Here is a 23,920-nt window from a genome sequence, read left to right on the forward strand (position 1 = left end):
ATATAGCTAAAGATTAAAATAGACGTTTTATCCAGCCTTCTTTGTGTAACAGAGAGGCTTGCTTGCGAACCATATGCCAATCTTCTGCGGTTACGGATGAGGGACTATAACGCGCCTGTTCAAATCGTCCAAGCAGCTGATGTAAAATTGAAGCCTGTTCCGGTACTTCTAGCGACCATCTATCAACTGATTCCCTCAGTGTTTCGTGACTGGCGCGGACAAATCCCTTTCTTCGCATGTACCTTAACCAGTGCTCAGTTTCGACGACCACCTTTTCATCCGGGGTCAGCGGCTTACCTCTGCGTAAACGCAACAGGTAAAAGTGAATGTCTGCCCGATTACGCCAGACGATATAAGTAGCCCACAGCAGCAGAATTGATGCAGCAGAACCTATAATTACAGGATGAATTTTTGAACCTTCCTCCGGATTAGTCTGCGGGGTCTGCTCAGGCTGTTCCGGTTCAGACTGATCTTTAACCTCTGGGGCTTCTGGAGTCTTTGAATCCTCCTGTTCCGTAAGCAGCGGCATATCAAAGCCAGGCGTTGCTTCTACAGGAACCCAACCGTATTCACCTAAATATACTTCCGCCCAGGAATGAGCATCCGCATTTGTCACGGAGTAAGAGGACATATTTTCGTCACCTTCACCCGTTGTTGCATCATCTGAAAACGTCTGCTGACCAGGTGCATACCCTTTAACCCAACGGGCTGGAACCCCAACGGAGCGAGCCATCATGACTAATGAGGTGGAATAATAATCGCAATAGCCCTCCCGAATCTCAAACAGAAAGGCATCCACAAAATCTCTGCTTCTTTTCCGTGAGAGATCCGGATTGTTCGTATATGCATAATTTTGCTGCAAGTACTGCTGTAGTAATCCGACTTTTTCATATGGCGTTTTCGCCGTTGACGTTACGTTCTGAGCCAAATCACGAACCCGCTGTGGCAACTCATCTGGAATTTGTAGATAGGCTTCCTGTTTGTTTTTTCCGTACAACTCATTAAAAGTTTTTGTGCGTAGCTCTTTCTCAGGGATCACAGGGACATGCGATACCAGAGTATACGTTTTAGGATAAGCAGTTCTTCGGGAGGATGGATTCCAAAGCAGTTCCGCCTGTTCCGGCTTCCAACGTAACCCGTCTGCCCGTGAATCTCTGTCCACCGATTGAACACGCTGCACCGAATAAGCGCCAAATAGAACAGGATAGCTTTGGTCGTTTTGCATCGTAATGGTCTGAACGACCTGCTCAGTCGAATGCCGCGTTTCTTGTGTGTTTTCAAGCTCTGCGGTCATTGGAACATCATTTAACGTTTGATCATCGTTGCCCTTGTCACTCCAGCCTGTACCGGAATAGGTTCGTTTCGTTTCCCCCCGCCAATAGCTTCGTTGAGTGGTCGTGATGGTCATGACAGGAGAATAGTCAAAATTAAAACCTCCCCCCAACCGATTATCCTGGCGACTATAACCCGATGCAGTGTTCATCCGCTGATCCAGTGCCCCAGATCCATTGTTGATCCCGGCGGTAGTTGAGCTATTTCTCTGGGTCCACGCTGTATAGGGATCCGTCAAAGCGGGCTGTACCTCGGGCATATTGACACCAGCCATAATAATGAGCGCAAAAATGACCGCAATATTGGCTGCTATTTTATATGGATAGCGCCGAATATGCTTCCATCCTTGAGGATAATGCTGCCGAAAATACTGCAGATGCTGTGTCACCAGCCAACCCATACCAGCAAAGACGATCCAAGCAACCTCCTCCCACAGCACAGTTGGCGTGAAGGAATCAAGTACTGCCAGCGCGGCAATGTTAATACCCACAAAAACAAGAATCCGCTGCTTCGTTGTAACGATGAGCGGCACCATTTCAATAACTAGCCAAGCAATGAGGGAAAACCAAATATAAGGTGACATATTGGAAATAAACTGGTCCAGGCGATTGGCTACCCCTCCGAAGGGGATAATGATTGAATAAGACACCAATGTCCGATACAAAATAAAAAACAGCGCCGCCGCCTTAACAATAAATTCAATCCAGGGACGAACTGGTAGTACAATCTTCACCAGAGCCAGCATTGTAATGGTCATTAGTACGAGTGCTCTTGTCTCTTCCAACCATAATTCGGAAGCAAAAGAAACCCATTGCATGGCAATAATAATAATCCATAAAAATGTAAAAGCGGGGACCCAGGAACCCTTTAACGATTGTAACCAGCTCTTCATAGTGTCCCTCCCCCCATTACAGCCGGGAGCTCTTCAAGGCTCTCAACATCGTAGCCCTTAATTCCCCTTGCACGAAGCATGCTCATCCATTCTTCAACTTCTCCCTCAGCAGAACCTTCTCCGATATAAACGTGGCACGGAGTCATCCCCCGGGTATCGGCCCAGCGAAGAAGCTCCATCGCCTGATAATCCTTCAGCGGACTAATCAGTATAAAATAACAGCCTTGCGGAAACTGGCGCACACTGCTTTCTACAGCGGATTTCAAGCTACCTTGTGAAGTGGTGTGTATGTCTACCAAGTGATGCATCATTCGTTGTCGTTCCATTGTCTGCTCACTTGGTTGAAAGACGGTGCCTTTCTCTCCAGCTGTGCACAATCCAACCCCCATTCGCTCCCGTCCACCATATTCCAGCAATGAAGCGGTAGAGGATACAGCTAGCTCAAACTGTTCGGCGTTCACATAATGCTTCATGTGTACGTCCAGCACAAGCATCGTTTTAGGAACGGTCTCATGCTCAAACTCCTTGGATTTCCAGCTACCTGTACGCGCCGTCGCATTCCAATGGATGCGCGAAAACCGATCTCCATATACATAATCCCGTACACCGTTAATTTGTGTCGTTTCACGCCGCGTTCGAGTTTGAACGGTCTGCGGTCCAGACATCCTTGAGCGACGGTCATTCATCTGCCAATACGGAATGAATACCGTTCGGGGCAGAACCCGAAATTCACCGCGTGCGTTCAAGCTGCCTTTGTGCTCCAACAGACCGAAGATGTCCTCACTCACACATTCCGTTTCCTCAAAGTGATAGCTTCCTCGCTCTAAAGCGGGAGTCTGAAATGTAAGCTGACCGCCCCCTTTTAGACTGGGAATGACACTATCCTCAAACGACCAGGACTCACCTGTATGTCGCTTAAGGACCTCACGGACAATGACATAGGGTAACGGAAGAAATCCAGGAATGCTGAGGCTCAGCTTTACATGCACCTGATCTCCTGCATGCAGCAGTTCTCCAAAATCCGAGCCTTGCGAAAGCTGCCGGGAGCCTTGCACACGGCGAACTCCGCTCAGACCAACGATCCATAAATAAACGATTAACAGCGTAACCATAGACAACAGCATGACCGACGTCTTGCCGCCCTGAAACAACAAATATAGCAGGCACACCACCCATATGACCATCAGAAGCCAGATGCGGCCTGACAGCCGGGGAAGCCTGCGCTTCCTTTTGACCATATTCATTACCTAAGGACGCTCCATTCGTACGGGTACATGTACCTGCCGAAGGACAGCCTCCAGCACGGACTGGGCATTGGAACTATCCAGGCGCGCCTCGGGACGCAGCAACAAACGATGCGTTAGCACATAAGGTGCCAGCGCCTTCACATCATCAGGCAGCACATAGTCACGGTTGTCCAGAAAAGCGTATGCCTTCGCAGCCATTACAAAAGCAAGGGCCGCCCGAGGGCTAGCTCCCAGCAGCACAGATGGATGTTCTCTTGTCGCACGTACGATATCAAGTAAATAGGACGTCACTGCTTTGTCCATATAAATCCCTCTAATTTCCTGCTGGATGTCAGCAATCTGCTCCATATGAGCTACAGCCTCCAGACGATCTGCTGGCTGGCCTGCCTGATGATGGAGCAGCATGTTTCGCTCCGTCTCCATATCAGGATAACCCAAGCTGATTTTGAGCATAAAACGATCTAACTGTGCTTCCGGCAGCATATAAGTGCCTTCAAAATCAATCGGGTTTTGTGTCGCACACAACATAAAAGGATGAGGCAACATATGAGTGTCCCCATCCACCGTCACACTGCGTTCCTCCATAACCTCCAGCAGAGCTGACTGGGTTTTCGTCGTCGCTCGGTTAATTTCATCCGCCAGCAAAATATTAGTCATCACAGGACCCGGACGGAAATAAAAACGCTCGTCCCGTGGATGAAATATGGATACCCCTGTAATATCACTCGGGAGAATATCAGGATTACATTGAACACGGCGGTAATCACCGCGCATGGATTTGGCAAGAGCCTTGATCATTTGCGTTTTTCCCGTACCCGGAACATCCTCGATCAGAATGTGTCCACCCGCCAGCATAGCCGTAAGCAGTAATTTTATTTCAAAGGATTTACCTAATATACATGATTCCAGATTAGAACGGATTGCAGATACAATCTGCACAGATTCTTGACGTACGGGCATAGCTCTGTAAACCTCCTAGATAGCAACCTGTTTCCTATTATTGTACATGAAGGTAGGCACAGAGTACACTTAACCCCCTGCCCATATTATTCAAACTCCATCCTTCTTTCGATCTCTCATGTGCAGAACAATTAAAAACCCTTCGGTCATTAGATCCGAAGGGCACATGTATACAATTATTTATCTTACGATGTCAAATCTAAAGTACGCTGCTTTTATATGCTTCCTTTTGGACGAACAAACAAGCATGCCAGAAAAGAGAAAATAATCGCAGAGGAAATCCCTGCACTTGTCAGACTAAAAATCCCTGTAATGACACCCAACCATCCGTCCTTCTCCAATTCGGTTAATGCGCCGTGTACAAGTGAGTTACCAAAACTGGTAATTGGAATGGTCGCACCCGCCCCTGCAAATTTAATAAGCGGATCGTATATCCCAACAGCATCAGCAATTGCACCTGCAACTACCAACGTACTCATCGTATGTGCCGGCGTCATTTTGAACACATCCATCATCAATTGGCCCACGACACAAATGGCACCACCCACTAAAAAAGCCCATAGAAATATCATACTGTTCCTCCCGCCTCAAAAGCTACAGCATGTGCAACACAAGGAATGCTCTCACCCTGCTGTGTAGTCAAAGGAGATAATAACGCTCCAGTCGCCACCACCAGTACCTTTTGTAGCTCTCCTTTTTCGATCCGCTTCAACAAATGCCCGTAGGTTACAACAGCCGAGCAGCCACAACCACTGCCTCCTGAAATGACTTTCTTTTGCTTATTAATGTCGTAAATCAGTAAACCGCAATCATTAAATTCCGTCTGATTCATATCAAACCCATCTTTTTTGAGCAACTCCTTGGCAATCGGCAGCCCCACAGAAGCTAAATCGCCCGTTACAATGAGGTCATAGTAACTAGGGTCACGGCCAGTATCTCGAAAATGAGACAACAGCGTATCCGCAGCCGCGGGAGCCATGGCTCCACCCATATTAAAGGGGTCTTTAATGCCCATGTCCATTACACGTCCAATGGTAGCACAATCCACCACCGTCCCTGACTTGGCATGGCCCACTATTGCGGCGCCGGAACCCGTAACAGTATACTGAGCCGTAGGAGGCTTCTGCGATCCGTATTCATTAGGATAGCGGAATTGTTTTTCCACAGTACAATTATGGCTAGTCGTACCCGCCATCACGTAGTCACCGGCCTCTGAGTCCACAATAAGTGCGGCTAAGGCTAAGCTTTCCATGGATGTTGAGCATGCTCCAAAAACACCCAAATAGGGAATGGCCAGCTTGCTAGCCGAAAAGGAGCTACTGACAATCTGATTCATCAGATCACCACTAATAAAAAACTGCACTTCTTCTTTGTTCAAATTGGCATTAATTAGCGCCAGCTCTGTAGAGTGCTCAATCAATCTACGTTCCGCTTTTTCCCACGTTTTCTCGTTGATTTCTATATTGTCATAAATATAATCAAAATCTGTGGACAACGGCCCCTCTCCTTCATCCGGGCCCACAACAGTGGCACTTCCAATGATGCGTGGTCTCGATTCAAACTTCCAGGTTTGTCCTCCCTGTCTTCTCATAAGTGATTGCCTCCTACACCAAGGATGGCATATATAACGCCTATGATAAATGCAGCCACCACCCCGAATACGACAACCGAGCCTGCCAGTTTGAACATATTCGCGCCCACTCCGAGCACCAGCCCCTCAGAACGATATTCCAATGCAGCCGAACACATGGAGTTAGCAAAGCCTGTAATTGGCACAGCGGTTCCCGCTCCCGCCCATTGGGCAACCTTATCGTAAACCCCGATACAGGTTAATATGACCGCCAGCAAGATCATCATAGATGAGGTCGGCGGGGCGGCCTCCTTGGCTGATATGTGCATCCCTGCCATAAAAGCCTCCTGAATCGCCTGTCCAATCACACAGATCCCGCCTCCAACCAGAAAAGCGCGCACACAATTGGCAAATACTTTTCTCGAGGGCTCATGCTTTTGTGAAATATTCTGATAGTCCTTCTCATTTATGGACAGCGGCGACGTATTGGTACGAAAACCGCGCTGCCCGGATTTAGCTGGCATCATTCACCACCCCTTATCTGTAAGTTTTCGCGCTTGGCGGTTCGAATTGCTTGGGTCTTTTTCATTATGAGCTTTTTGGAGAAATGTTATGTCAGGAAAATGATATCGTGGACATTCCGTACAAATCCATTCATACTAAATACATGACGACCACTGGTTAATTAATAAGGAGTGAGGTATACATCATGGAATCAAAAACATTGGAATTGTTTAAAACCTTAACGGAGTTTCCTTCCATTCCTGGGCATGAGCGAGAGTTACGGGCATGGGTTAAGGAACGGATATCCGGCTATACCGATGAAATCGTGCAAGATCGATTGGGCAGTCTTTTTGGGGTGCTACGCGGTCAAGAGAGTGGACCACGTGTAATGGTGGCAGGCCATCTGGATGAAGTAGGTTTTATCGTGAATGGTATTACGGAAAATGGAATGATTCGTTTTCAGCCGGTTGGAGGCTGGTGGAGCCAAGCCATCATGTCACAACGTCTTCAAGTATTGACTCCAAAAGGCCCAGTTATCGGTGTAGTTGGCTCTGTCTCGCCTCATTTGCTGGATGAATCGCAACGCAGTAAACCTATGGACATCAAGCATATGTATCTGGATATTGGCGTAGACAGCAGACAGGAAGCTCAGGATCTGGGGATCGTACCAGGAACAGCCATAGCGCCAATCTGTGATTTTACACCACTGGCAAATCCTAAAAAAATCATGGCTAAAGCGTGGGATAACCGCTACGGTGTAGGCTTGGCTATTGAACTGCTTGAAGCGTTACATAAAGAAAAAGACAAGCTTCCCAATACATTGTATGCGGGGGCCACTGTTCAAGAGGAAGTGGGACTGCGTGGTGCACGCACAGCGGCCAATCTGATTCAGCCCGATATTTTCTTTGCACTGGATTGCAGTGCAGCCAATGATATGGGCGGTGACCCGAATGCTTACGGACACCTCGGTAAAGGCGCACTGCTGCGGGTATTTGATCCGGGTATGATTACACACCGCGGGATTGTGGAATACGTGCAAGACATGGCGGAAACTCACAAAATCAAGTATCAATATTTCATCTCCACAGGGGGAACCGATGCCGGCCAAGTGCACTTGAGCGGAATTGGCGTACCATCTACCGTCATAGGCATCTGTGGACGATACATCCATACTTCCTCGTCTATTATTCACACTGATGATTATGATGCAGCCAAAGAGCTGATCATCAAGCTGGTTCAAAACCTGGATCGTACAACGCTGAATACCATTATAGAACGAGCTTAAGGTGTAATAGAGAATCGCTATCTATAAAAAACAGTCAAGACACGTACAACGTGCATTGACTGTTTTTTTAATTTAATAGAAAACAAAAGATAGAACATTTCAAATCAAATGCTTATAACGAAGCAAAGCAATCACTACAAGTACAGCAGTTAGAGCAATGCAGACGTTTTCTACCTTAGCTCCCTTCCGGGTTCCGGTACTCATCAATTTAAATCGCAGCTTCCATTTGAACGGCGGCAAAGGTTTAATTCCATTATTCGTCAAGGAATCTGCCAGTAAATGCAGCAAGTACGCCATACCTCCAGCCAGCCATATGCTGTCACCGTGCAAACGTGTTGTACCATAAAGCAGCGCAGTCCATGCGACTGTCCCGTATACCGTATGAGTTAACCCCCGGTGTGGGACTAGCGTACAAATGATCAGCAGACACCCAGCGATATAATTCCACGGTGCATATGATTCTCCATACCAGGCGAGGCCGATACCAATTAGAAAGATAATAACCTTGCGCATGGATCGTGAAGGCATAAAAGAAGCACTAATCATCAGCAAAGCCAGAACAAGATTCCATGGCGGCGGAGCCAAACGGGTGAAAAATACCCAACCAGCAGCCCCAATCATTAGAAGCTGTACGAGTCTAAGCATTTTGGTTGGCAGCGCACGGCTCACGAGCATGGAGTTAGGCTCGTCAATATCCGGCAACAGTGAACCGACCACAGCAGCTGCCACGGCAGCCGGGGTCACTTCGTATCCACTTAGAGCTAATACCGACAGGGAGACCCCGGTTCCAATAATCAAATGGGCTCTTCCCATCATGGTGCAAAACATCCTTTCGTTGCAGCATACAACAGAGTTCAACATCACTCCATTTGAATCAGCATGATTCGATTGTATACGACAAACAAAAGGAGAACAATAGTTCGCTTATTCTATTTAAAAGACTTCATTCAAAAGTCCTAGTTTAATCGCTCTAAAGTATTTTACTGGCGGTGCATAGAAGACATTCTTCCTTATTATTAACCCCCTCCTCTGTCCTTACTCTCCAGTCAGCCCTGTCCTGTGTTATAAGGATACATCTTCCTGAAATTATCGGCTGCCCTGCAAACTTTCTGCGAAAAAAGAGCACCGTTCAACCATTTCCCAAAAAAACAAGACATATGGCCTATGAGTAAGTTGACAAACATCTTCAATATTTTCTTTTTGCCTCAAAGTCCTATTGTACAATTTGAAATATTAGGTAATATAGTGTTTATATTTACTATATGAATCTATTAAATGAATAAGGAGGAAATGATTATGCAAAAAAAATCGACGTTCCGAAAGTTCAAAACCATCGGTCTGACATCGTTGTTAAGTATTGTATTATTCGCCCTTCCCGCTTCAGCTGCTTGGAATGATACATACACAGGCTACGCCACATATACGGGATCAGGTTACTCTGGAGGGGCATTACTACTTGATCCCATCCCTTCGGATGCCAAAATCACAGCGCTTAACCGCACACAACTGAATTATAACGGAATCAAAGCTGCATTAGCTGGAGCCTATTTGGAAGTTCAAGGTCCCAAAGGGAAAACAACCGTATATGTAACTGATCTTTACCCCGAAGGTCCAAGTGGCGCACTCGATCTGTCCCCAAACGCGTTCAACCTGATTGGCAATCAATTAGACGGAAAAATTAATATTTCTTGGAAAGTTGTCAAAGCTCCTGTTAGCGGCAATGTCTCCTACCGTATTAAAGAAGGCAGCAGCCAATGGTGGGCAGCCATTCAAGTACGCAATCATAAATATCCGGTCTTGAAGATGGAAGTCCAACAAAACGGACAATGGCTCAATCTCGAAAAACAGGATTACAACCACTTTTTGGGTACCAACTTAGGAAAACAGCCTCTGAAAATAAGGATTACGGACATTCGTGGTGCCGTGCTCAACGATACCATCCCAGCTCTAGCGGAAAATGGCACAGGCCAAGCCTATATCGTTAAAGGTAACGTTCAATTTCCAGACTGATGAAGTACTGCCTCTCTTTGCTTACGTTATTTCAGGATCGATCCCCTAGGCTAATGGGAGTGTTTTACTTCTAGGCCATTTTCCCCGGGGAAACGGTTTTCCGTAAATCGGTAAAAGTTTCAAACCATGCAAAAAAAGCGCTGATCCAGGTAGGCCCAGCGCTTTTTCGTGGTTTCGGATTACGAACTTTCGTCAGGCCAAACAGGCCGGGTTGGCGACTTATTTCCTGAAATGACGCATTCCCGTCCGTTCGCCTTTATTCTTACTGGGCCGTTAAAATCAGCGGTCCGTCCGGCGTGACTGCGATCGTATGCTCATATTGCGCTGACAACTTGCCGTCGGCCGTCCTCGCCGTCCACTGATCGTCGTCGATCGTGATACGAAACGTACCTTCGTTGACCATCGGTTCAATCGTAAACACCATGCCTTCCTTTAACCGAATGCCTTTGCCGGCTACGCCGATATGCTCGTAGCTCGGCTCCTCATGCAGGCTCCGTCCGATCCCGTGGGCCAGCAGATCGCGTACGAGCGAAAACCCGTTCGCTTCCGCATGCTGTTGAATCGCCGACGTTATGTCGCCGAGCCGGCCCCCAGGGAGGGCCCGGGCGATCCCCAGATCCAAGCATTCCTTTGTCACCTTCATTAATTTTTGCGCCTCCGGCCGGATATTGCCCACCGCATAGCACCAGCACGAATCGCCGAACCATCCGCCGTATTCCACGACGATGTCGAGCTTCAGCAAGTCGCCGTCCATAAGCATCTGGTTCGAAGGAATGCCGTGAGCCACCACATCATTGACCGAAATGCAGGTTTCGGCGGGGAAACCGTTGTACCCTTTCGTAAACTGCTTGCCGCCCAGCTTGGTGATGTGTCTGGCAACAAAGTCATTGATTTCCCGGGTGGTGATCCCAGGCTCGATCAGTTTGGCCACCTCGCGGTAGCAGTCCGCAACGATTTGGCTCGCAGGCTTCATCTCTTCGATTTCCCTAGGTGATTTTAAAATAATCATCTTTGTTTGTTCGCTCCTTATCCATTCTATAATTTTAAAAGTCGGACGATATCCCTGGCCTCCTCGTGCAGCTTTCCGCGGCGAAGCGAAAGCGCGGCGCAACCGACCAAAGCGGCCAGCAGCATTTCAGCGCGCTGTAGCCGATACGACGGCTCCGTCGCGTTTTCGCCGGAAGCGGTAGACCCGTCTGCCACACACCCGGTTTCCAGCAGCGCGGCAAACGGCGCGAGCACCTCCCGGCGAAAGGCGGCCGAGAGCGGGGCCGAGCGCGCTTCAGGCAGCGAGGCAAAGCCCTCACCGGCCAGCTTATGCAGCAGGTACAGGGCGTGGTCCTCCGCCCAAAGCTGCAGCAGCCGGACGCTGGCAGCGGCAACGGGGCCAAGCTCTGCGACAGCCAAGTTCCCAGTGTCCGCCGCATCAGCCAAGCCAAAATGCCCGCCCGCCGGCGCCTCCCCCGAAGCCGAAACGTGCGGGACCTCCGGCGGAACCTTCAGCGGAGCCTCTAACGAGGCCTCCAGCCATCCCCCGGCCCGCTCCAACGCATCCCATAGCAGATCGTAGAGCAAATTGCCCTTATTGCTGTAATAATGGTATACCGTGCCATAGCCGAGTCCCGCCTGCGCGGCCACATCGCGGATTTCCAGTAAAGGCCCCTTATTCAAAAATACATCGGCAGCGGCTTTCCGGATTTGCTCCAGACGCCGCAGTCGAATCTCTTCGTTTTGTTCCTTCGTGCGTGGACTCATCTCGTCCGTTCACCTCTTTTATTTTTGACCTACTATTATGTCAATATAAAACATTGGCATGCAAATAACAAGAGATTAGCTGGAGGATTTCCGGCTCAACCTAGAAATCGGTACTTGACCAACGGGTTAGCTGCTTAACGAAAAATCATTATTTTTCACAAAGAATCGGTTTGTTCACTGTCCTGTTCACAAGATCACACGTATAATGAATACATAAATAGGGTGTACTTTACAGCTACGTGCACACAGACAGGAGGCCTGTTCAAATGAGCAATTTCAAAAAGCATCATAAGCTTCACAGCAAATTGCTGGTCAGCATTACGTTATGTATTACGCTAACGTTGCTGGTATCCACCACTGTGTATTATTTTTACTATATTCGTGTGGAAAAGGAGCAGGCATTCGAGGCCAATCACAACAGCTTGACGTTGAGAAGCAGAGAGGTTATTAACATGACATCTATCGCTCAATCGTTGGCATTCCAAATGTATCGCAGCAGTACCCTATCCAAGTTGTTGTATTATCCCAAACCTAATGTATATGATGTAACCGCTGCCATGACCGAATTGAACAATTATCTTAACTCCATGCCGTATATCGAATCCATCTACGTGTTTAACCCTAAAAGCGGCACCTTCTACATTGCGTCTTCACAAGGTCAAAACGGGTTATTCAGCAAACATGAACTGGCTGATACAGATATCATTCGCGTACTGGATCATTATCAGGACTATAAACCCTTTACGCCTATTCCACGCACGTATCCGCTGCTGACTGCCTCAGACTCCAGAGCTGGAGTAGAGCAAGCAAGCCCAGATATCGCAGCCTATACGTATTTATGTTATGACGCAATTAACTCGAACGAAGCGATAAATTCGGCTGTGATTGTGAATGTGTCGGCGGCCTGGATGAACAAGGAAATGGCGGCGAATCCAATCTCAGGCGGGACCGCTTATATTTTAGACGATCAGGGCAGGCTGTTGTCTGGTACAACATTGACAGACGAAACTTTGAACGAAAAAGAGCAGCTATGGTTGCATACGAGAGTCAAAAAACAAGAAACAGGCTATTTTGTAGAAGACTTTCATGGTAAAAGATCACTCATTTCCTACACCTCCCCGGACGGACTAGGTTGGCAGTATATTAGTGTCACACCATATGAAAGCGTTATCAAAATGGCGAGTGTTATTCGTAATGCGATGTTACTGATAGCCGCCATCATTGCATTGGCAGGATTCGTGGCTTCGTGGCTGCTGTCCAAAATGCTGTATACGCCTATTGGCCAAATCGTTGTGCATATGAATTCACTGGAATCGGAGAAACGAAACAGTATGTACACGATCCGGCAAAACATTTTAAGAAATGTGATTCGGGGAATTCAAAATATCCCTGCCAGTGAAGAACCGGAACGATTGCGCGAGCTTGGGATTACGTTCCAGTTCGACAAAGACTACCGCCTTGTGCTGCTACGCATAGATGAATATACCCGATGGCAAAGCGAACGTGGACCTGATCTGCTACCCTATAAGTTTGCAATTATGAACATTGCTTCTGAAATATGCGGACAGACGTACCGGGTGGAGACTGTTGATATGGATGAGGACAGTGTACTGCTGATGCTTAACATTCTCGATCCCGCAGAACATACAGACACTGTACTACTAGAAACTTTATTACGCCAAATACGCGAAGCTTGCTTTGAATATTTGAAGCTGAGCGTTTCACTGACTTACAGTGCCATCACGAGTCAACCAGAACGGCTACATTTGCTGTACCGCCAGGTACAAAACGCATCTATGCACCGATTTTTTCAGGGACATGGCTGCATTATTAATGCGCAAAACACTACAGATGAAGATATCCAAAATACTTACGTATATCCAGCCGATAAAGAGAAAAAAATGCTGGATATGCTACTGTCTGGTCATACGGAGGATGCACACAGTATGATCAAAGAATTATTGATGCATATGGAAAAATATCCGTTTTCCTCTGTTCGAGAGGCGATATCCCGGCTCATCATGAGTGTGAATAATGCTGTTCGGCATATCAGTGAGCTCAATGGATTTGCTATAGAATCTAAACCTGAATTACCATCCGCAGATCGGTTAGAGACCGCTGAAAACCTAATTGATCATTATCAATTAGTCTTTGATCATATTCGCTCCAGTCTATCGGAAAAACGAAACACGAAACAGGAACGATTGGTGCGGCAAATTAATGAACGATTGGAGCAAACCTATATGGATCCCAATTTTTGTCTCAATCAGATTGCGGAAGAGCTGGATATGTCGCCGATCTATGTCAGCAGGCTATATAAGCAACAGACCATGTCTACTATCGTGGACGTCATCCAACAACTCCGTATTCGCAAGGCCTGTGAATTACTGGAACAGACCGACTGGTCCGTGGCTGACGTAGCAGAACAAACCGGATTTGCGAGCAGCTCTTATTTCCATCGCATGTTCAAACGTAGCTTGGGCGTAACACCGACAGATTTTCGCCGTTCTAGAGCAAATGCGCAATAAGTAAACTGACATCAAAAAAGCAAGCCTCCAACTTTCTGGAGACTTGCTTTTCTTCTTTATCACAAATCTTTATGTTTTATTTAATCCCCTTCTCCTTTACATAAGCTTCCCATTGTTTTGTATACTCGGTTTGAATTTTCTCCAAACCAGCTTGGTTTGCCTTTTGCAAGAAGGTCTGCAAGCCTTGATCTACATTGTCGATCAGTCCAGCTTGGAGCGGATACAGATATTGCTTCTCAACCTGTTCTAGAGCTGCTTTTTCTGCTTGGTAGGTCGTGTAGTCCTCTGCAAAGCCGGTAAACAGGTCAGGCTTCTGGATTTTATCCAGCTCGGCAAAAATTTTCTTCACACGGTCAAAGCCAGAATCAAACAGCATGTATTCCGGATTACGCCAAGCCCAACTGTTCATACCTTCGCGTGAAAATCCATTAGAACTGCCGCTACCTATCATATGATAGTAACCATCTTTGACCTCGTAGTTTTTGCCTTCAATACCATATTGCGTGAGCAAGTTATAGCGTTTGTCCGTCACAAGCTTTTCATAAAAAGCTAATGCGCGCGCCGGATTTGGGCTGCTTTTTGGAATTGCAAAGCCGTTATGAATCGGGTGCACTGGAGTTGCATAACCTGTCGTCAAAGGGAATGGGTAGTAATCCAGCTTCCAGTCCGGATGAGATGCTTTGAGCTTAATAACCATATCATTAAACCGGGTTGGATTGTCACCGAAGATACTTGCTGCTTTACCAGAAGTCACTTGATCCTGAAGCGTATCTTTTACGTTTAATACATTTTTGGGAATGAATCCTTTATCGGCCCAGCGTTTGTAAGTGTTCAGCTCTTCTTTTTGCTCATCCGAGCCCCAAAATTTATAAACCTCTGTTGGTTTTTCGTATTTAATACCAATGCCATAAGGCAAGGCCCCTACACTCTTCGTTACTAATTCGGTATATCGGTCATGCAGATTTCCCTTGATATCGCTGTTTAGAGATACGGTTTTCATATTTGGCTCATGCTGACGTATCCCATCCATATAAGCCTCGTAACTTTCGATATCTGTCGGTTTAGGCAAATTGTACTTCTCACGTAAATCCTCACGCCATACAAAGCCGTTAGTGACATACTCTTTATACGTGCCAGGCACGGTATAAATTTTGCCTCCGATTTTAACTCCATTCCACATGTCCTGAGGCACAAATTTTTGCAAGGCAGGTGCGGCCTTAGGCAGCAGATCATCTAGCGGCAGGAATGCGCCCTTCTTGGCATAGGCCTGATATTGCGTCCAATCTGCAGTGAATATCAGGTCGATAGGCTGACCCGAAGACAATAACAGCTTATATTTTTGATCCCAGTCTGTCCACGTCGTATAGTTAAATTTGACGGTGGCATTCAGATCTTTTTCCGCCAACTTATTAATCTCTGCCTCAATGGTAGACAGATCCTTAGGAGCATCACCCAGCATATAAAATTGCAGCTGCACTTTTTGGGATTTATCATCCTCTCCATTTGCTTTTTGTGCGCTGTTTCCGCTACCGCCTCCACATCCGGCTAATAGCGCCATGATGACCATTACTGCAATCAGGATGGACATGCGTTGTTTTCTTTTCTTTGTGAATGTCATGTGAATCCTCCCTTTGAAATGGTAGTCTGTTTAAATAAAACGCTTACAAAAAGTGCTGCTTTGATGGCATACCGTCAGCACGTTATGCCATCTCAGCCCGTTAGTGTCGCTTCAGCCTTTTACCGCGCCAATGGTCAGCCCCTTGACAAAGTAACGCTGAATGAACGGGTACAGCAGCAAAATGGGTCCAGTAACCACGATCGCCATTGCCATTTTCGTCGATTCTGTCGGCATATCACTGGAAAGGGATACGCCAGTACCTGCACCCATTTGAGCGATAAATTGCATGGAGTTAATTACATTATACAGATAATATTGCAACTGGTATTTATGCGGATCGTTAATAAAGAGTGAGGATGAGAACCAGTCATTCCAGTAAGCCAAGGCCAGAAACAGCCCCACAGTGGCAATACCCGGTGTGGATAAAGGCAGTACAATTCGATAGTAAATTTTAAAATCACCTGCACCATCTATTTTAGCGGACTCGAACAGCTCTTCCGGCATGGAAGAACGAATGAAGTTTTTCATTAAAATGATCAGAAACGGAGTCATCAATCCCGGAAAAATAAGCACTGTATACGTATCAAGCAATCCTAAATACTTCGTCAGCATAATGTACCAAGGTACCAACCCGCCCCCGAACAGCGTCGTAAAGTAAATATAGAAGGAAAACGCATTGCGGTATTTAAAATCTTTGCGTGCCAGCACATATCCTGCCATCGTCATCAGGAACAGGCCCAACGTCGTACCTACAACCGTGGTAAAAATCGTCACCCCGTACGCCCTTAACACCTCTTCAGGAAAGGTGAACACCGTCCGGTAACCTTCCAGTGAGAATTGCTGTGGTATAAAGTGATATCCATCCCTGATAATCGATTCATTACTGGTCAGTGAAGCCGAAATAATAAGTAGGAACGGGAGTAAACAAGCAATGGAAGCCATAATGATAATCACATAAGAGATAATTTTAAAAATTCGAGTGTATACATCCTCTTTGATCGCCATCCGTTTGGGTCCTCCTTTCTAGAATAAGGCATACTCGTCGTTCAACTTACGGATGATATAGTTCACGGTCATGATCAGTACAAAGCCGAACAATGATTGGTATACGCCTGCCGCCGAAGCCATACCCACATCAAAAGTCACTTTCAGCGATCGGTACACATAAGTGTCCAAAATATCCGTCGTATTGTACAGCACCCCATTGTTGCCGATTAACTGATAGAAAAGATCAAATTGTCCTTTCATAATACTACCAAGCGCAAACAACAGCAGCACAACGAATGTCGATTTAAGCATAGGAACGGTAATGTACCAGATTCGTTGAAAAATGTTGGCTCCATCCATTTTAGCTGCCTCATAATATTCGTCACTGATACCTGTAATCGCTGCTAGATAGATCACCATACTGTAGCCAAGATTTTTCCATAAATAGAACAGGATAATCAGGAAAATCCATACCCATGGTTTGTTGTATACATCCACGCGTTCACCACCAAGTTGCAGCAGCAGCGTATTCAGAAAACCATTATCATAATTAAATATGTTATACACGATGACACTTAGAATAACGAAAGAAACAAAATAAGGCAGGAACATCACAGATTGAGCGATCTTTTTAAAGTAGCGGCCTCGCAGCTCATTTAGTAAAATAGCGAGAACAATCGCTAACACGTTACCAAGTAAAATAAACGCTGCGTTGTATCCGACCGTATTCAATGTCAGTTTTGTCAGCGTGCCGGATTGCCATAAAAAGCGAAAGTTTTGGAGTCCGACGAACTTGGCATCAAACAGGCTGGTATTAAAGTCGAACTGGGTAAATGCATAATAAATACCCACCATAGGAATGTAGGAATTAATGAAGAAAAAAATTAAAGTGGGCAACAACATCAGAAATAATACTCGATTGCGGAACAGTTCATAGAAAAAACCGTGTTTTCTACCCGTTCCCAGCCTCTTACCGTTCAGGCGGGAATCCGCTGTAAGCATTGCAGAATTTTTGGGCATAGGCTGATTCAATGTGAGTCACTCCCCCTCTGTATACGTTGCCGACAGCAAGGTTTGTAGCACTGCCGCCGTATAACTATATTTTATGTAAACGCATTCGAAATAAAAAGTGAAGCCTCTCATGCTTCATGAACAAAGGAGTGTCCTGAGGAGTGAACAATTCGGATATTTGTGAAGTTTTATGTAATAAGAGGCGTCTGATCGACGCCTTAAACCCATTCACAAAGCATATTTGAACGTTTGAGGCCGTCCTTTACTATCATGTAGCTCGAAGCGCAGTTCACCGTCATTTTTGTTCTGACCGATAAACTTAATACCATCTTCCCTGAATCCGTTCAGTTGCTCAGGAGCTAATTGAAGCAACTCATACACCAACAATGACTGGTGGGTTTTAAGATTAATTAATATTAAAAAGCCCTCATCATTCGATCTGGCAAGAATAAACCCCTCGCCCATGCCTTCCACCGCAAAGCTGTCCTTCAAACGACCGGAAAGCTTCCCCATATTCCATATTTCTTTTACAGAACCATTAGCGTCAATCAGACGAACGGTCTGTCCATCGTTCATGACTGCTTTACCATTATAAAGCTTGATATTGTTGGCATTAAAATTCCAATAATGAGCCTTTGCCTGACGAAGTACCTTTCCTTTCTGGACGAACAGCGTATAAAAATCGTCATTAATCATGGGCTCGCCATAAGCTTGCCATACCGTAACCAAATCTGCATCCTCCGTAACCTTGGTTGAAATGATTTTCGTCATGCCAAAATAATCTTCTTTCAATTTAATATTTGTTGGACTGAGCGCACGGATACGGCCGCCATCCTCTTTACGGTACAATACTCCGCTGCTTGCATCCAGCAAATAGCCCTTGCTTTCCTCCGATTCCCCAACCAACTGAGGATAGCTTATGCTAACCATTCGTTCGTTTTTCTTCCATTCGAGCTTGCCTCCGACCACATCACTGATAAATGCCAGAGGAACATAAAGCGTTCCACGAATGCTACTGGCTGAAACGTCGTAAGTAACCTTCCTGTTATGTACAAAACCTATATTGGAGTTAGCCTTTATTCGACCGGAACCCAGACTGGCTATACCATTGGTAAGTGTAAGCGTCTGTGTTTTGGGGTCATAATCCGTGGCTATTCCTGGCAGAGCAGCATCTGTAATAGGAATCATGACCTGTCCCTTGTTTATGAATGACTCTCCTTTGGGAAACGACATCATATTTCCGTTAAAATAAACACGGACACTTGCAGTTCTCTGACCTTGCTTTATAGATGCAGAAGTTCCCGCTGCCTGAGCAAACTCTCCATCGTTCAGTCCGATTGCCACACTTGCCAATAAAACAAATGCAACTATTATCCGCTTGGCAGACTTATACCGTTTGACATTTTGAAGCTGGATCATGCTTGAACCCCTCCTTATAGATCAAATTCGTTTCAGCCGAACCCGTTTCATTCTTCCTAAAAATTCGCCGGACAGGTGTTAAAATCCTCTAAAAAAGGACCCTGCTACCTGCGCAGAGTCCTTGCTTGTACCATATCCTATTTTCAAGCTTGCCGTACTACTCTCACTCTGCGATTCACCAAATAAATGCTAAGCCCGATTAAGATCAACCCGATCAGCAGGAAAGCCGTAATCGCTTCGCCCAGCACCAACGAGCTGACAAACACCGAGATCACAGGCACCAAAAACGTATAAGACGCAATCTTGCTCGCATCCCCTGAATTAACAAGTGTGAAATACAGCAACCAGGAAAGTGAAATTCCCAGCACCGTGCCGAATATCAGCCCTGACACATACGGGACATTCCATACGATATCCGACCAGCTTTCCGTCACCGTTCCAGCTCCCGTCAGCACGATGCCTCCCAGTGTACATTGAAATGCAACCAGCCACAGCGAATCCACACGCTGGTTTACCTTTTTCACATATACCGTTCCCAATGCCCAGCTCACGGCTGTAATAATGGCGAGGATTACACCTGCCACAGCCACATGTCCTGAAAATCCGCCGACACTGACAGCCGCAACGCCCAAAAATCCGATGACCAATCCAAGCACTTTAAGTCTGGACATCGCTTCCCCTAGCCACATCCATGCAAAAATGCCGACCAGTACAGGCTGGAGATATACCAGCACAGAAAACAAGCCAGAGGGGACGTACATCAGTCCCACCGTTTGCAGACCATAAAACAATACCACGTTAAAAATACCTGAAATAGCATACACCCGCCAATTTTCTTTCCAACGAATGCGATTCCATCTCGGTACTAAAATCACTCCCAATAGCAGACCGCCCAGCAGTGTACGTAGTCCTGCAAACAATAGTGGAGGTGTGAATTCCAATGCAACTTTATAAATGGGCCAAGAAATGCCCCACAACACAACCAGTAGCGCGATCATCATCATCCGCTTGGCTGTCGTTAACTCTCCCATGACGCTATCGCTCCTCTATGAAAAAAATCACTAGACTTTATATACTACGCCTACAGAACAACTTTATCAAACAAAAAATATGTATTGGAAAGCTCCAACTTTCATGCCCGTTTTTTCATCGAGGTATGTCTTCGGACAGAGGAATCCAGTCAGTTGCCTATGTTACAATATACCAAAAAGACAGATAAAGCTTATAAGGATAGGAGGTTGTCTGCACTTGATTTATATCATCAAATTTTTGTACAGCTTTGTGCTCCCTCCCGGTTTGTTCATCCTCGTGATGGCAGGGCTCGTGATTTGGCTATGGAAAAGGGCACGTATACCTGCGGTCGTACTGCTTCTTGTCACATTGCTGCTGTATGTTTCCTCGACCAATTTGGCTGGAGATTTGTTAATCAGTAGCCTGGAAAAACAGTACCCACAGCCCCGTACCATTCAAGGTGATGTCATTGTCGTACTTGGGGGCGGAGCCACAGAAGGAACCCCTGACATCAATGGACAAGGCAATCTGCTAGGATCTGCGGCCAATCGACTGCTCACTGCGGCCAGATTGCATGAAGCAACAGGCATACCCATTCTTTTCTCCGGCGGGCAAGTGTTTGGAGACAGTGGTAATGAGGCGAATATTGCACAAAGACAGTTACTGGGACTCGGTATTCCGGCAAAGGACATTCTGATCGAAAACCGTTCTTTGAACACACAGCAAAATGCCGTATATACATCGCAAATTTTAAAAAAACATCAACTCACTAGACCTGTTCTGGTGACCTCCGCTTTCCATATGCCACGTGCTGCAATGGAATTTCAGCGTGCAGACATGCAGGTCGTAGCTTATCCTACCGACTATCTGGCAAGTGAAAAGCTGTCACTGTATGCTGGCAAACTCTCGCCGTCTGCTGGGGCCATGTCTACAACCGGAACAGCCCTCAAGGAATACCTAGGAATTCTTGCATTAAAGCTTAAATAATGTGATGTCTATATCATATAGCGGCATACAGCACAAACAAGCGTCTTACGCTCCGCAGGTATAAGCCTGTAAGCTAGCAAGGCGCTTGATTTACCATTACATATTCTAATCCAAGAAAATATCCGAAATTTGTTCTTCCGATATGACCTTAAAGCCTTCCTTTTTTAACAAAGCCGAGGTTACCCCATTACCAGCTATTTTACGATTTTCGAATGACCCATTATATATTGCTGCTGATCCGCAGGACGGGCTGTTTTCTTTTAAAACAACATGCGTTGCGTTAACCTCTCTGGCTATATTCAAGGCTTCGTACGCACCCCTAATGTACATATCGCTGACATCGTTGCCTGAAAACTCGACCACCTTGGCTGTGCCGTTCAGCACATCCTCGCCTGTCCCTCCAACAATCTCAGCAGGCTCTCTCGGAGTCACAAAGCCCCCCAAAAGCTCAGGACAGATTGTCACAGCTTTCTTTTCCTCTACCAACTTCTGTATATATACATCCAGGCTATCCGTCCCGTTATATCGTACCTTCATGCCCGCCAAACACGAACTTACCAGAATCATTAGTTCCACCTCATATCCATTACATTCACTATTAAGTAGTTAAAGTATAAACAAATTTTCTCGTAGAGTCATCGTGCGAAAATTTTGACTCGCCTCTACGTCTGCGTTCCGTAAGAGTGATACGTCTTTGCATGTTTTTCAGAGATCGCAAATGCATCAGGATTTCATTTTCTATACAACGGGCTGCAAATGTTGCCAGCTTGGTGCCTTTCCCAGTCTGAAAGCTTTCAATGTCCTTCATCAGGCCGATGGTACCGAAGGGTATGAGATCCTCCAAATATTCATTGTTTTATTCATTTAAGGAAGGTGGAGCGTGTACTCATCCAAAATAACCTGATAAAACAAGCCGGAGGCGCATGTTGGGCAGCCTTCGGCTTATTTTTATATGTTGAGGTTCATCCTGCTCGTAAGTAAGATAAATTTCACTCTTGCTATAAGTCATAATTTAAGATATATTATTAATTAAATAATCATTCATTTAATTAATTGAAGTTTAGTTTAAAGAGAGGAGAATACATTTGGCAAGACCCATCAATGAAGAAAAAAGACTGGAGCGGCGTAAACGTATTCTAGAAGAAGCTGTTGTCCTGTTCGCAGAAAGTGGATATTCTAATACCACAACGGCGATCATTGCGCAGAGTGTGGGAGTGACTCCTGGAACCATTTTTCAATATTTCCCCAGCAAAGAAGCTTTATACTACGCTGCTGTCCTTGAGCCGCTTGCTGATATTCAGGCGAAATCACTTGCTTGTCTACAAAAAGAGGGGACGCCGGGCGTATTGATTAAAAGCATGGTGGCAGAACAATTCAACCATATCTACTCCTATATAAATGAATTGCGACTTGTTCAATCTGTCTTAGGACAACGAGTAAAATTCCCCGAACTTACACAGAAGGTCCTTGAAAGTATAAAGGTAATGACAGATGCGATCGAATGCGTCTATGCCAAGGGACAGTTAATGGGAGAATTCAACAAAAGCTTTTCTCCAGCAATGATCTCTCGTGCCTATATCTCTTTCTTAAATGGAGTGGGCTTAACTCTTGGAGAAAGTATTATTCATCATCCCGAGTGGGAAAATCTGAAGGGGCATGCCTTTTATTTGTTCGCACCCATACAACCTAAAGAAAAACTGGAGGAGTCTGAATGAGTCAAGCATCATTACAACCCGATCTAACATTTAACGTTCGTGTGAAAAAACGAAAGAAAATTTTATGGAGCCTAGGGATCGTGCTTTTGCTTGTGACGGCTCTTGTATTTTTTATATCTTATAAAGTAGTAGACACCTTGTTGCACCATCCTAGAGACACTAATGTCAGCTACGGATTGAATATCGATAAAACTCCCTATGAAGAGGTCGAGTTCAAGAGTGAAAAAAATGATAATACGATTAGAGGTTCCTTCTTTCCTGCAAGTGGTCTTTCTGGTAAATCAAGTAGTAAAACGATTATTGTCGTCCATGGATATACGAGCAATCGTTTAGTCAAAGGGCGGACCCAAAAGTTAGTAGAGCACTTCGTTCCGAAAGGCTACAATGTATTGGCATTTGACCTCAGTTCACAAGGTAAGTCCGATGGTGATTTGATTACGCTGGGCCTCAATGAAAAATATGATTTGCTAGGAGCTGTAAGCTATTTAAAATCGAGAGACCATACGGGTGATAACATTGGAGTTATCGGTTTTTCAATGGGTGCTGCTACTTCTTTGCTAGCCGCAAGTGAAAGTGATGACATCAAAGCCGTAATTGCGGATAGTCCTTTTCGTAATGCTGGTCTATTTCTGAGAGAGGGTTTGCCCTTCTTTTCAGGTTTACCTGCGTTTCCATTCAGTTATACATCGACATGGATGGCAAATTGGGCCTTTAAGGTTGATCTTGATTCCATATCTCCTATGGATGCGGTAAAAAAGATGCAAGACAAGCCAGTTATGCTCATTCATGGTACTGGAGATCAGCAAATTAGTTATAAAAATACAGAAATTATTTACGAGTCCTTAAAAGATAACCCAAAAGCAGAAGTATGGTACCCGCAAAATACGGAGCACATCGATGCCATCAACCATTACCCCACTGAATATTTCAAAAGAGTAGATCACTTTTTGGATGAATATGTAGGGAAATAAATTCAATCCAAGAGAGCCAACTAGCTGAACGAGTAACCACACTTATAGGAAAATTCCCTAGCGCTTTTCAGCGTAAAGAAGCAAGTAATTGAATTATGAAAAAGACCTAAAAAGGCCC

Annotated in this window: 21 protein-coding genes and 1 pseudogene; 6 read left to right on the top strand and 16 right to left on the bottom strand. The window is 45.7% G+C overall.

Annotated features, from left to right (window positions below; translation table 11 throughout):
• Positions 1 to 13: 13 nt before the first annotated feature.
• The 6 genes from MKY16_RS16465 to spoVAC form a co-directional block, all read right to left on the bottom strand.
• On the bottom strand, positions 14 to 2,224 hold the full coding sequence (locus MKY16_RS16465; RefSeq protein ID WP_340956183.1) for a transglutaminase TgpA family protein: 2,211 nt from the start codon (positions 2,222 to 2,224) through the stop codon (positions 14 to 16).
• The gene (locus MKY16_RS16470) at positions 2,221 to 3,468 is read right to left on the bottom strand and encodes a DUF58 domain-containing protein (RefSeq protein WP_340956185.1); all 1,248 of its coding nucleotides are present in this window, start codon (positions 3,466 to 3,468) and stop codon (positions 2,221 to 2,223) included. Before MKY16_RS16470 ends, MKY16_RS16465 begins: the two co-directional genes overlap by 4 nt.
• A gap of 3 nt (positions 3,469 to 3,471) precedes the next feature.
• Positions 3,472 to 4,431, bottom strand: a complete 960-nt coding sequence (locus MKY16_RS16475) for an AAA family ATPase (protein ID WP_039272322.1) — start codon at positions 4,429 to 4,431, stop codon at positions 3,472 to 3,474.
• A gap of 215 nt (positions 4,432 to 4,646) precedes the next feature.
• On the bottom strand, positions 4,647 to 5,003 hold the full coding sequence (gene spoVAE / locus MKY16_RS16480; protein ID WP_013311204.1) for a stage V sporulation protein AE: 357 nt from the start codon (positions 5,001 to 5,003) through the stop codon (positions 4,647 to 4,649).
• Positions 5,000 to 6,022, bottom strand: a complete 1,023-nt coding sequence (gene spoVAD, locus MKY16_RS16485) for a stage V sporulation protein AD (protein WP_029515383.1) — start codon at positions 6,020 to 6,022, stop codon at positions 5,000 to 5,002. Before spoVAD ends, spoVAE begins: the two co-directional genes overlap by 4 nt.
• Entirely contained in the window at positions 6,019 to 6,525 is a 507-nt protein-coding gene (gene spoVAC, locus MKY16_RS16490; RefSeq protein ID WP_029515384.1) for a stage V sporulation protein AC, read from the bottom strand. Before spoVAC ends, spoVAD begins: the two co-directional genes overlap by 4 nt.
• Positions 6,526 to 6,710: 185 nt before the next feature.
• Between spoVAC and MKY16_RS16495 the strand changes: the two genes are divergently transcribed.
• The gene (locus tag MKY16_RS16495) at positions 6,711 to 7,790 is read left to right on the top strand and encodes a M42 family metallopeptidase (RefSeq protein WP_029515385.1); all 1,080 of its coding nucleotides are present in this window, start codon (positions 6,711 to 6,713) and stop codon (positions 7,788 to 7,790) included.
• A gap of 99 nt (positions 7,791 to 7,889) precedes the next feature.
• Here MKY16_RS16495 and MKY16_RS16500 read toward each other — a convergent pair whose 3' ends face one another.
• The gene (locus tag MKY16_RS16500; protein WP_340956187.1) at positions 7,890 to 8,606 is read right to left on the bottom strand and encodes a metal-dependent hydrolase; all 717 of its coding nucleotides are present in this window, start codon (positions 8,604 to 8,606) and stop codon (positions 7,890 to 7,892) included.
• A gap of 480 nt (positions 8,607 to 9,086) precedes the next feature.
• Between MKY16_RS16500 and MKY16_RS16505 the strand changes: the two genes are divergently transcribed.
• Positions 9,087 to 9,800, top strand: coding sequence for an expansin EXLX1 family cellulose-binding protein (locus MKY16_RS16505; RefSeq protein ID WP_340956189.1), 714 nt, complete (start codon positions 9,087 to 9,089; stop codon positions 9,798 to 9,800).
• A 262-nt stretch (positions 9,801 to 10,062) separates the two neighbouring features.
• Here MKY16_RS16505 and map read toward each other — a convergent pair whose 3' ends face one another.
• Together map and MKY16_RS16515 are read right to left on the bottom strand one after the other, a co-directional pair.
• On the bottom strand, positions 10,063 to 10,809 hold the full coding sequence (gene map, locus MKY16_RS16510) for a type I methionyl aminopeptidase (RefSeq protein WP_029515388.1): 747 nt from the start codon (positions 10,807 to 10,809) through the stop codon (positions 10,063 to 10,065).
• Positions 10,810 to 10,835: 26 nt separating this feature from the next.
• Positions 10,836 to 11,555 (bottom strand): TetR/AcrR family transcriptional regulator, encoded by a 720-nt coding sequence (locus MKY16_RS16515; protein WP_340932708.1) that lies wholly within the window; start codon positions 11,553 to 11,555, stop codon positions 10,836 to 10,838.
• Between the two features lie 266 nt (positions 11,556 to 11,821).
• On the opposite strand from MKY16_RS16515, the gene MKY16_RS16520 reads away from it, so the two are divergent.
• The gene (locus MKY16_RS16520) at positions 11,822 to 14,083 is read left to right on the top strand and encodes an AraC family transcriptional regulator (protein WP_340956191.1); all 2,262 of its coding nucleotides are present in this window, start codon (positions 11,822 to 11,824) and stop codon (positions 14,081 to 14,083) included.
• A gap of 76 nt (positions 14,084 to 14,159) precedes the next feature.
• Here the strand turns inward: MKY16_RS16520 and MKY16_RS16525 are convergent, their stop codons facing one another.
• The 5 genes from MKY16_RS16525 to MKY16_RS16545 all read right to left on the bottom strand — a co-directional run bounded on the left by MKY16_RS16525 (position 14,160) and on the right by MKY16_RS16545 (position 20,149).
• Positions 14,160 to 15,701 (bottom strand): extracellular solute-binding protein, encoded by a 1,542-nt coding sequence (locus tag MKY16_RS16525; RefSeq protein ID WP_340956193.1) that lies wholly within the window; start codon positions 15,699 to 15,701, stop codon positions 14,160 to 14,162.
• A gap of 111 nt (positions 15,702 to 15,812) precedes the next feature.
• Entirely contained in the window at positions 15,813 to 16,706 is an 894-nt protein-coding gene (locus MKY16_RS16530) for a carbohydrate ABC transporter permease (protein ID WP_029515392.1), read from the bottom strand.
• 18 nt (positions 16,707 to 16,724) lie between these two features.
• On the bottom strand, positions 16,725 to 17,720 hold the full coding sequence (locus MKY16_RS16535) for an ABC transporter permease (protein ID WP_029515393.1): 996 nt from the start codon (positions 17,718 to 17,720) through the stop codon (positions 16,725 to 16,727).
• A 207-nt stretch (positions 17,721 to 17,927) separates the two neighbouring features.
• Entirely contained in the window at positions 17,928 to 19,118 is a 1,191-nt protein-coding gene (locus MKY16_RS16540; protein WP_340956195.1) for a copper amine oxidase N-terminal domain-containing protein, read from the bottom strand.
• A 143-nt stretch (positions 19,119 to 19,261) separates the two neighbouring features.
• Positions 19,262 to 20,149 (bottom strand): DMT family transporter, encoded by an 888-nt coding sequence (locus MKY16_RS16545; RefSeq protein WP_318627836.1) that lies wholly within the window; start codon positions 20,147 to 20,149, stop codon positions 19,262 to 19,264.
• A 217-nt stretch (positions 20,150 to 20,366) separates the two neighbouring features.
• On the opposite strand from MKY16_RS16545, the gene MKY16_RS16550 reads away from it, so the two are divergent.
• Positions 20,367 to 21,116 carry a YdcF family protein gene (locus tag MKY16_RS16550; RefSeq protein ID WP_069010437.1) on the top strand — a complete coding sequence of 250 codons (750 nt, stop codon included), beginning with the start codon at positions 20,367 to 20,369 and terminating at the stop codon, positions 21,114 to 21,116.
• Between the two features lie 105 nt (positions 21,117 to 21,221).
• Here MKY16_RS16550 and MKY16_RS16555 read toward each other — a convergent pair whose 3' ends face one another.
• Together MKY16_RS16555 and MKY16_RS16560 are read right to left on the bottom strand one after the other, a co-directional pair.
• Positions 21,222 to 21,683 (bottom strand): DUF523 domain-containing protein, encoded by a 462-nt coding sequence (locus MKY16_RS16555; protein WP_039272334.1) that lies wholly within the window; start codon positions 21,681 to 21,683, stop codon positions 21,222 to 21,224.
• A gap of 112 nt (positions 21,684 to 21,795) precedes the next feature.
• Positions 21,796 to 21,966: pseudogene (locus tag MKY16_RS16560) on the bottom strand (sigma factor); the annotation flags it as partial.
• Positions 21,967 to 22,201: 235 nt separating this feature from the next.
• Between MKY16_RS16560 and MKY16_RS16565 the strand changes: the two are divergent.
• Positions 22,202 to 22,831 (top strand): TetR/AcrR family transcriptional regulator, encoded by a 630-nt coding sequence (locus MKY16_RS16565; protein ID WP_340956197.1) that lies wholly within the window; start codon positions 22,202 to 22,204, stop codon positions 22,829 to 22,831.
• The gene (locus tag MKY16_RS16570) at positions 22,828 to 23,802 is read left to right on the top strand and encodes an alpha/beta hydrolase (RefSeq protein WP_029515398.1); all 975 of its coding nucleotides are present in this window, start codon (positions 22,828 to 22,830) and stop codon (positions 23,800 to 23,802) included. The genes MKY16_RS16565 and MKY16_RS16570 overlap by 4 nt, the downstream gene beginning before the upstream one ends.
• The last annotated feature ends 118 nt before the right edge of the window (positions 23,803 to 23,920 follow it).

It is taken from the genome of Paenibacillus sp. FSL L8-0641 (genome assembly GCF_038006265.1).
In the GTDB taxonomy this organism is placed as follows: domain Bacteria; phylum Bacillota; class Bacilli; order Paenibacillales; family Paenibacillaceae; genus Paenibacillus; species Paenibacillus polymyxa_D.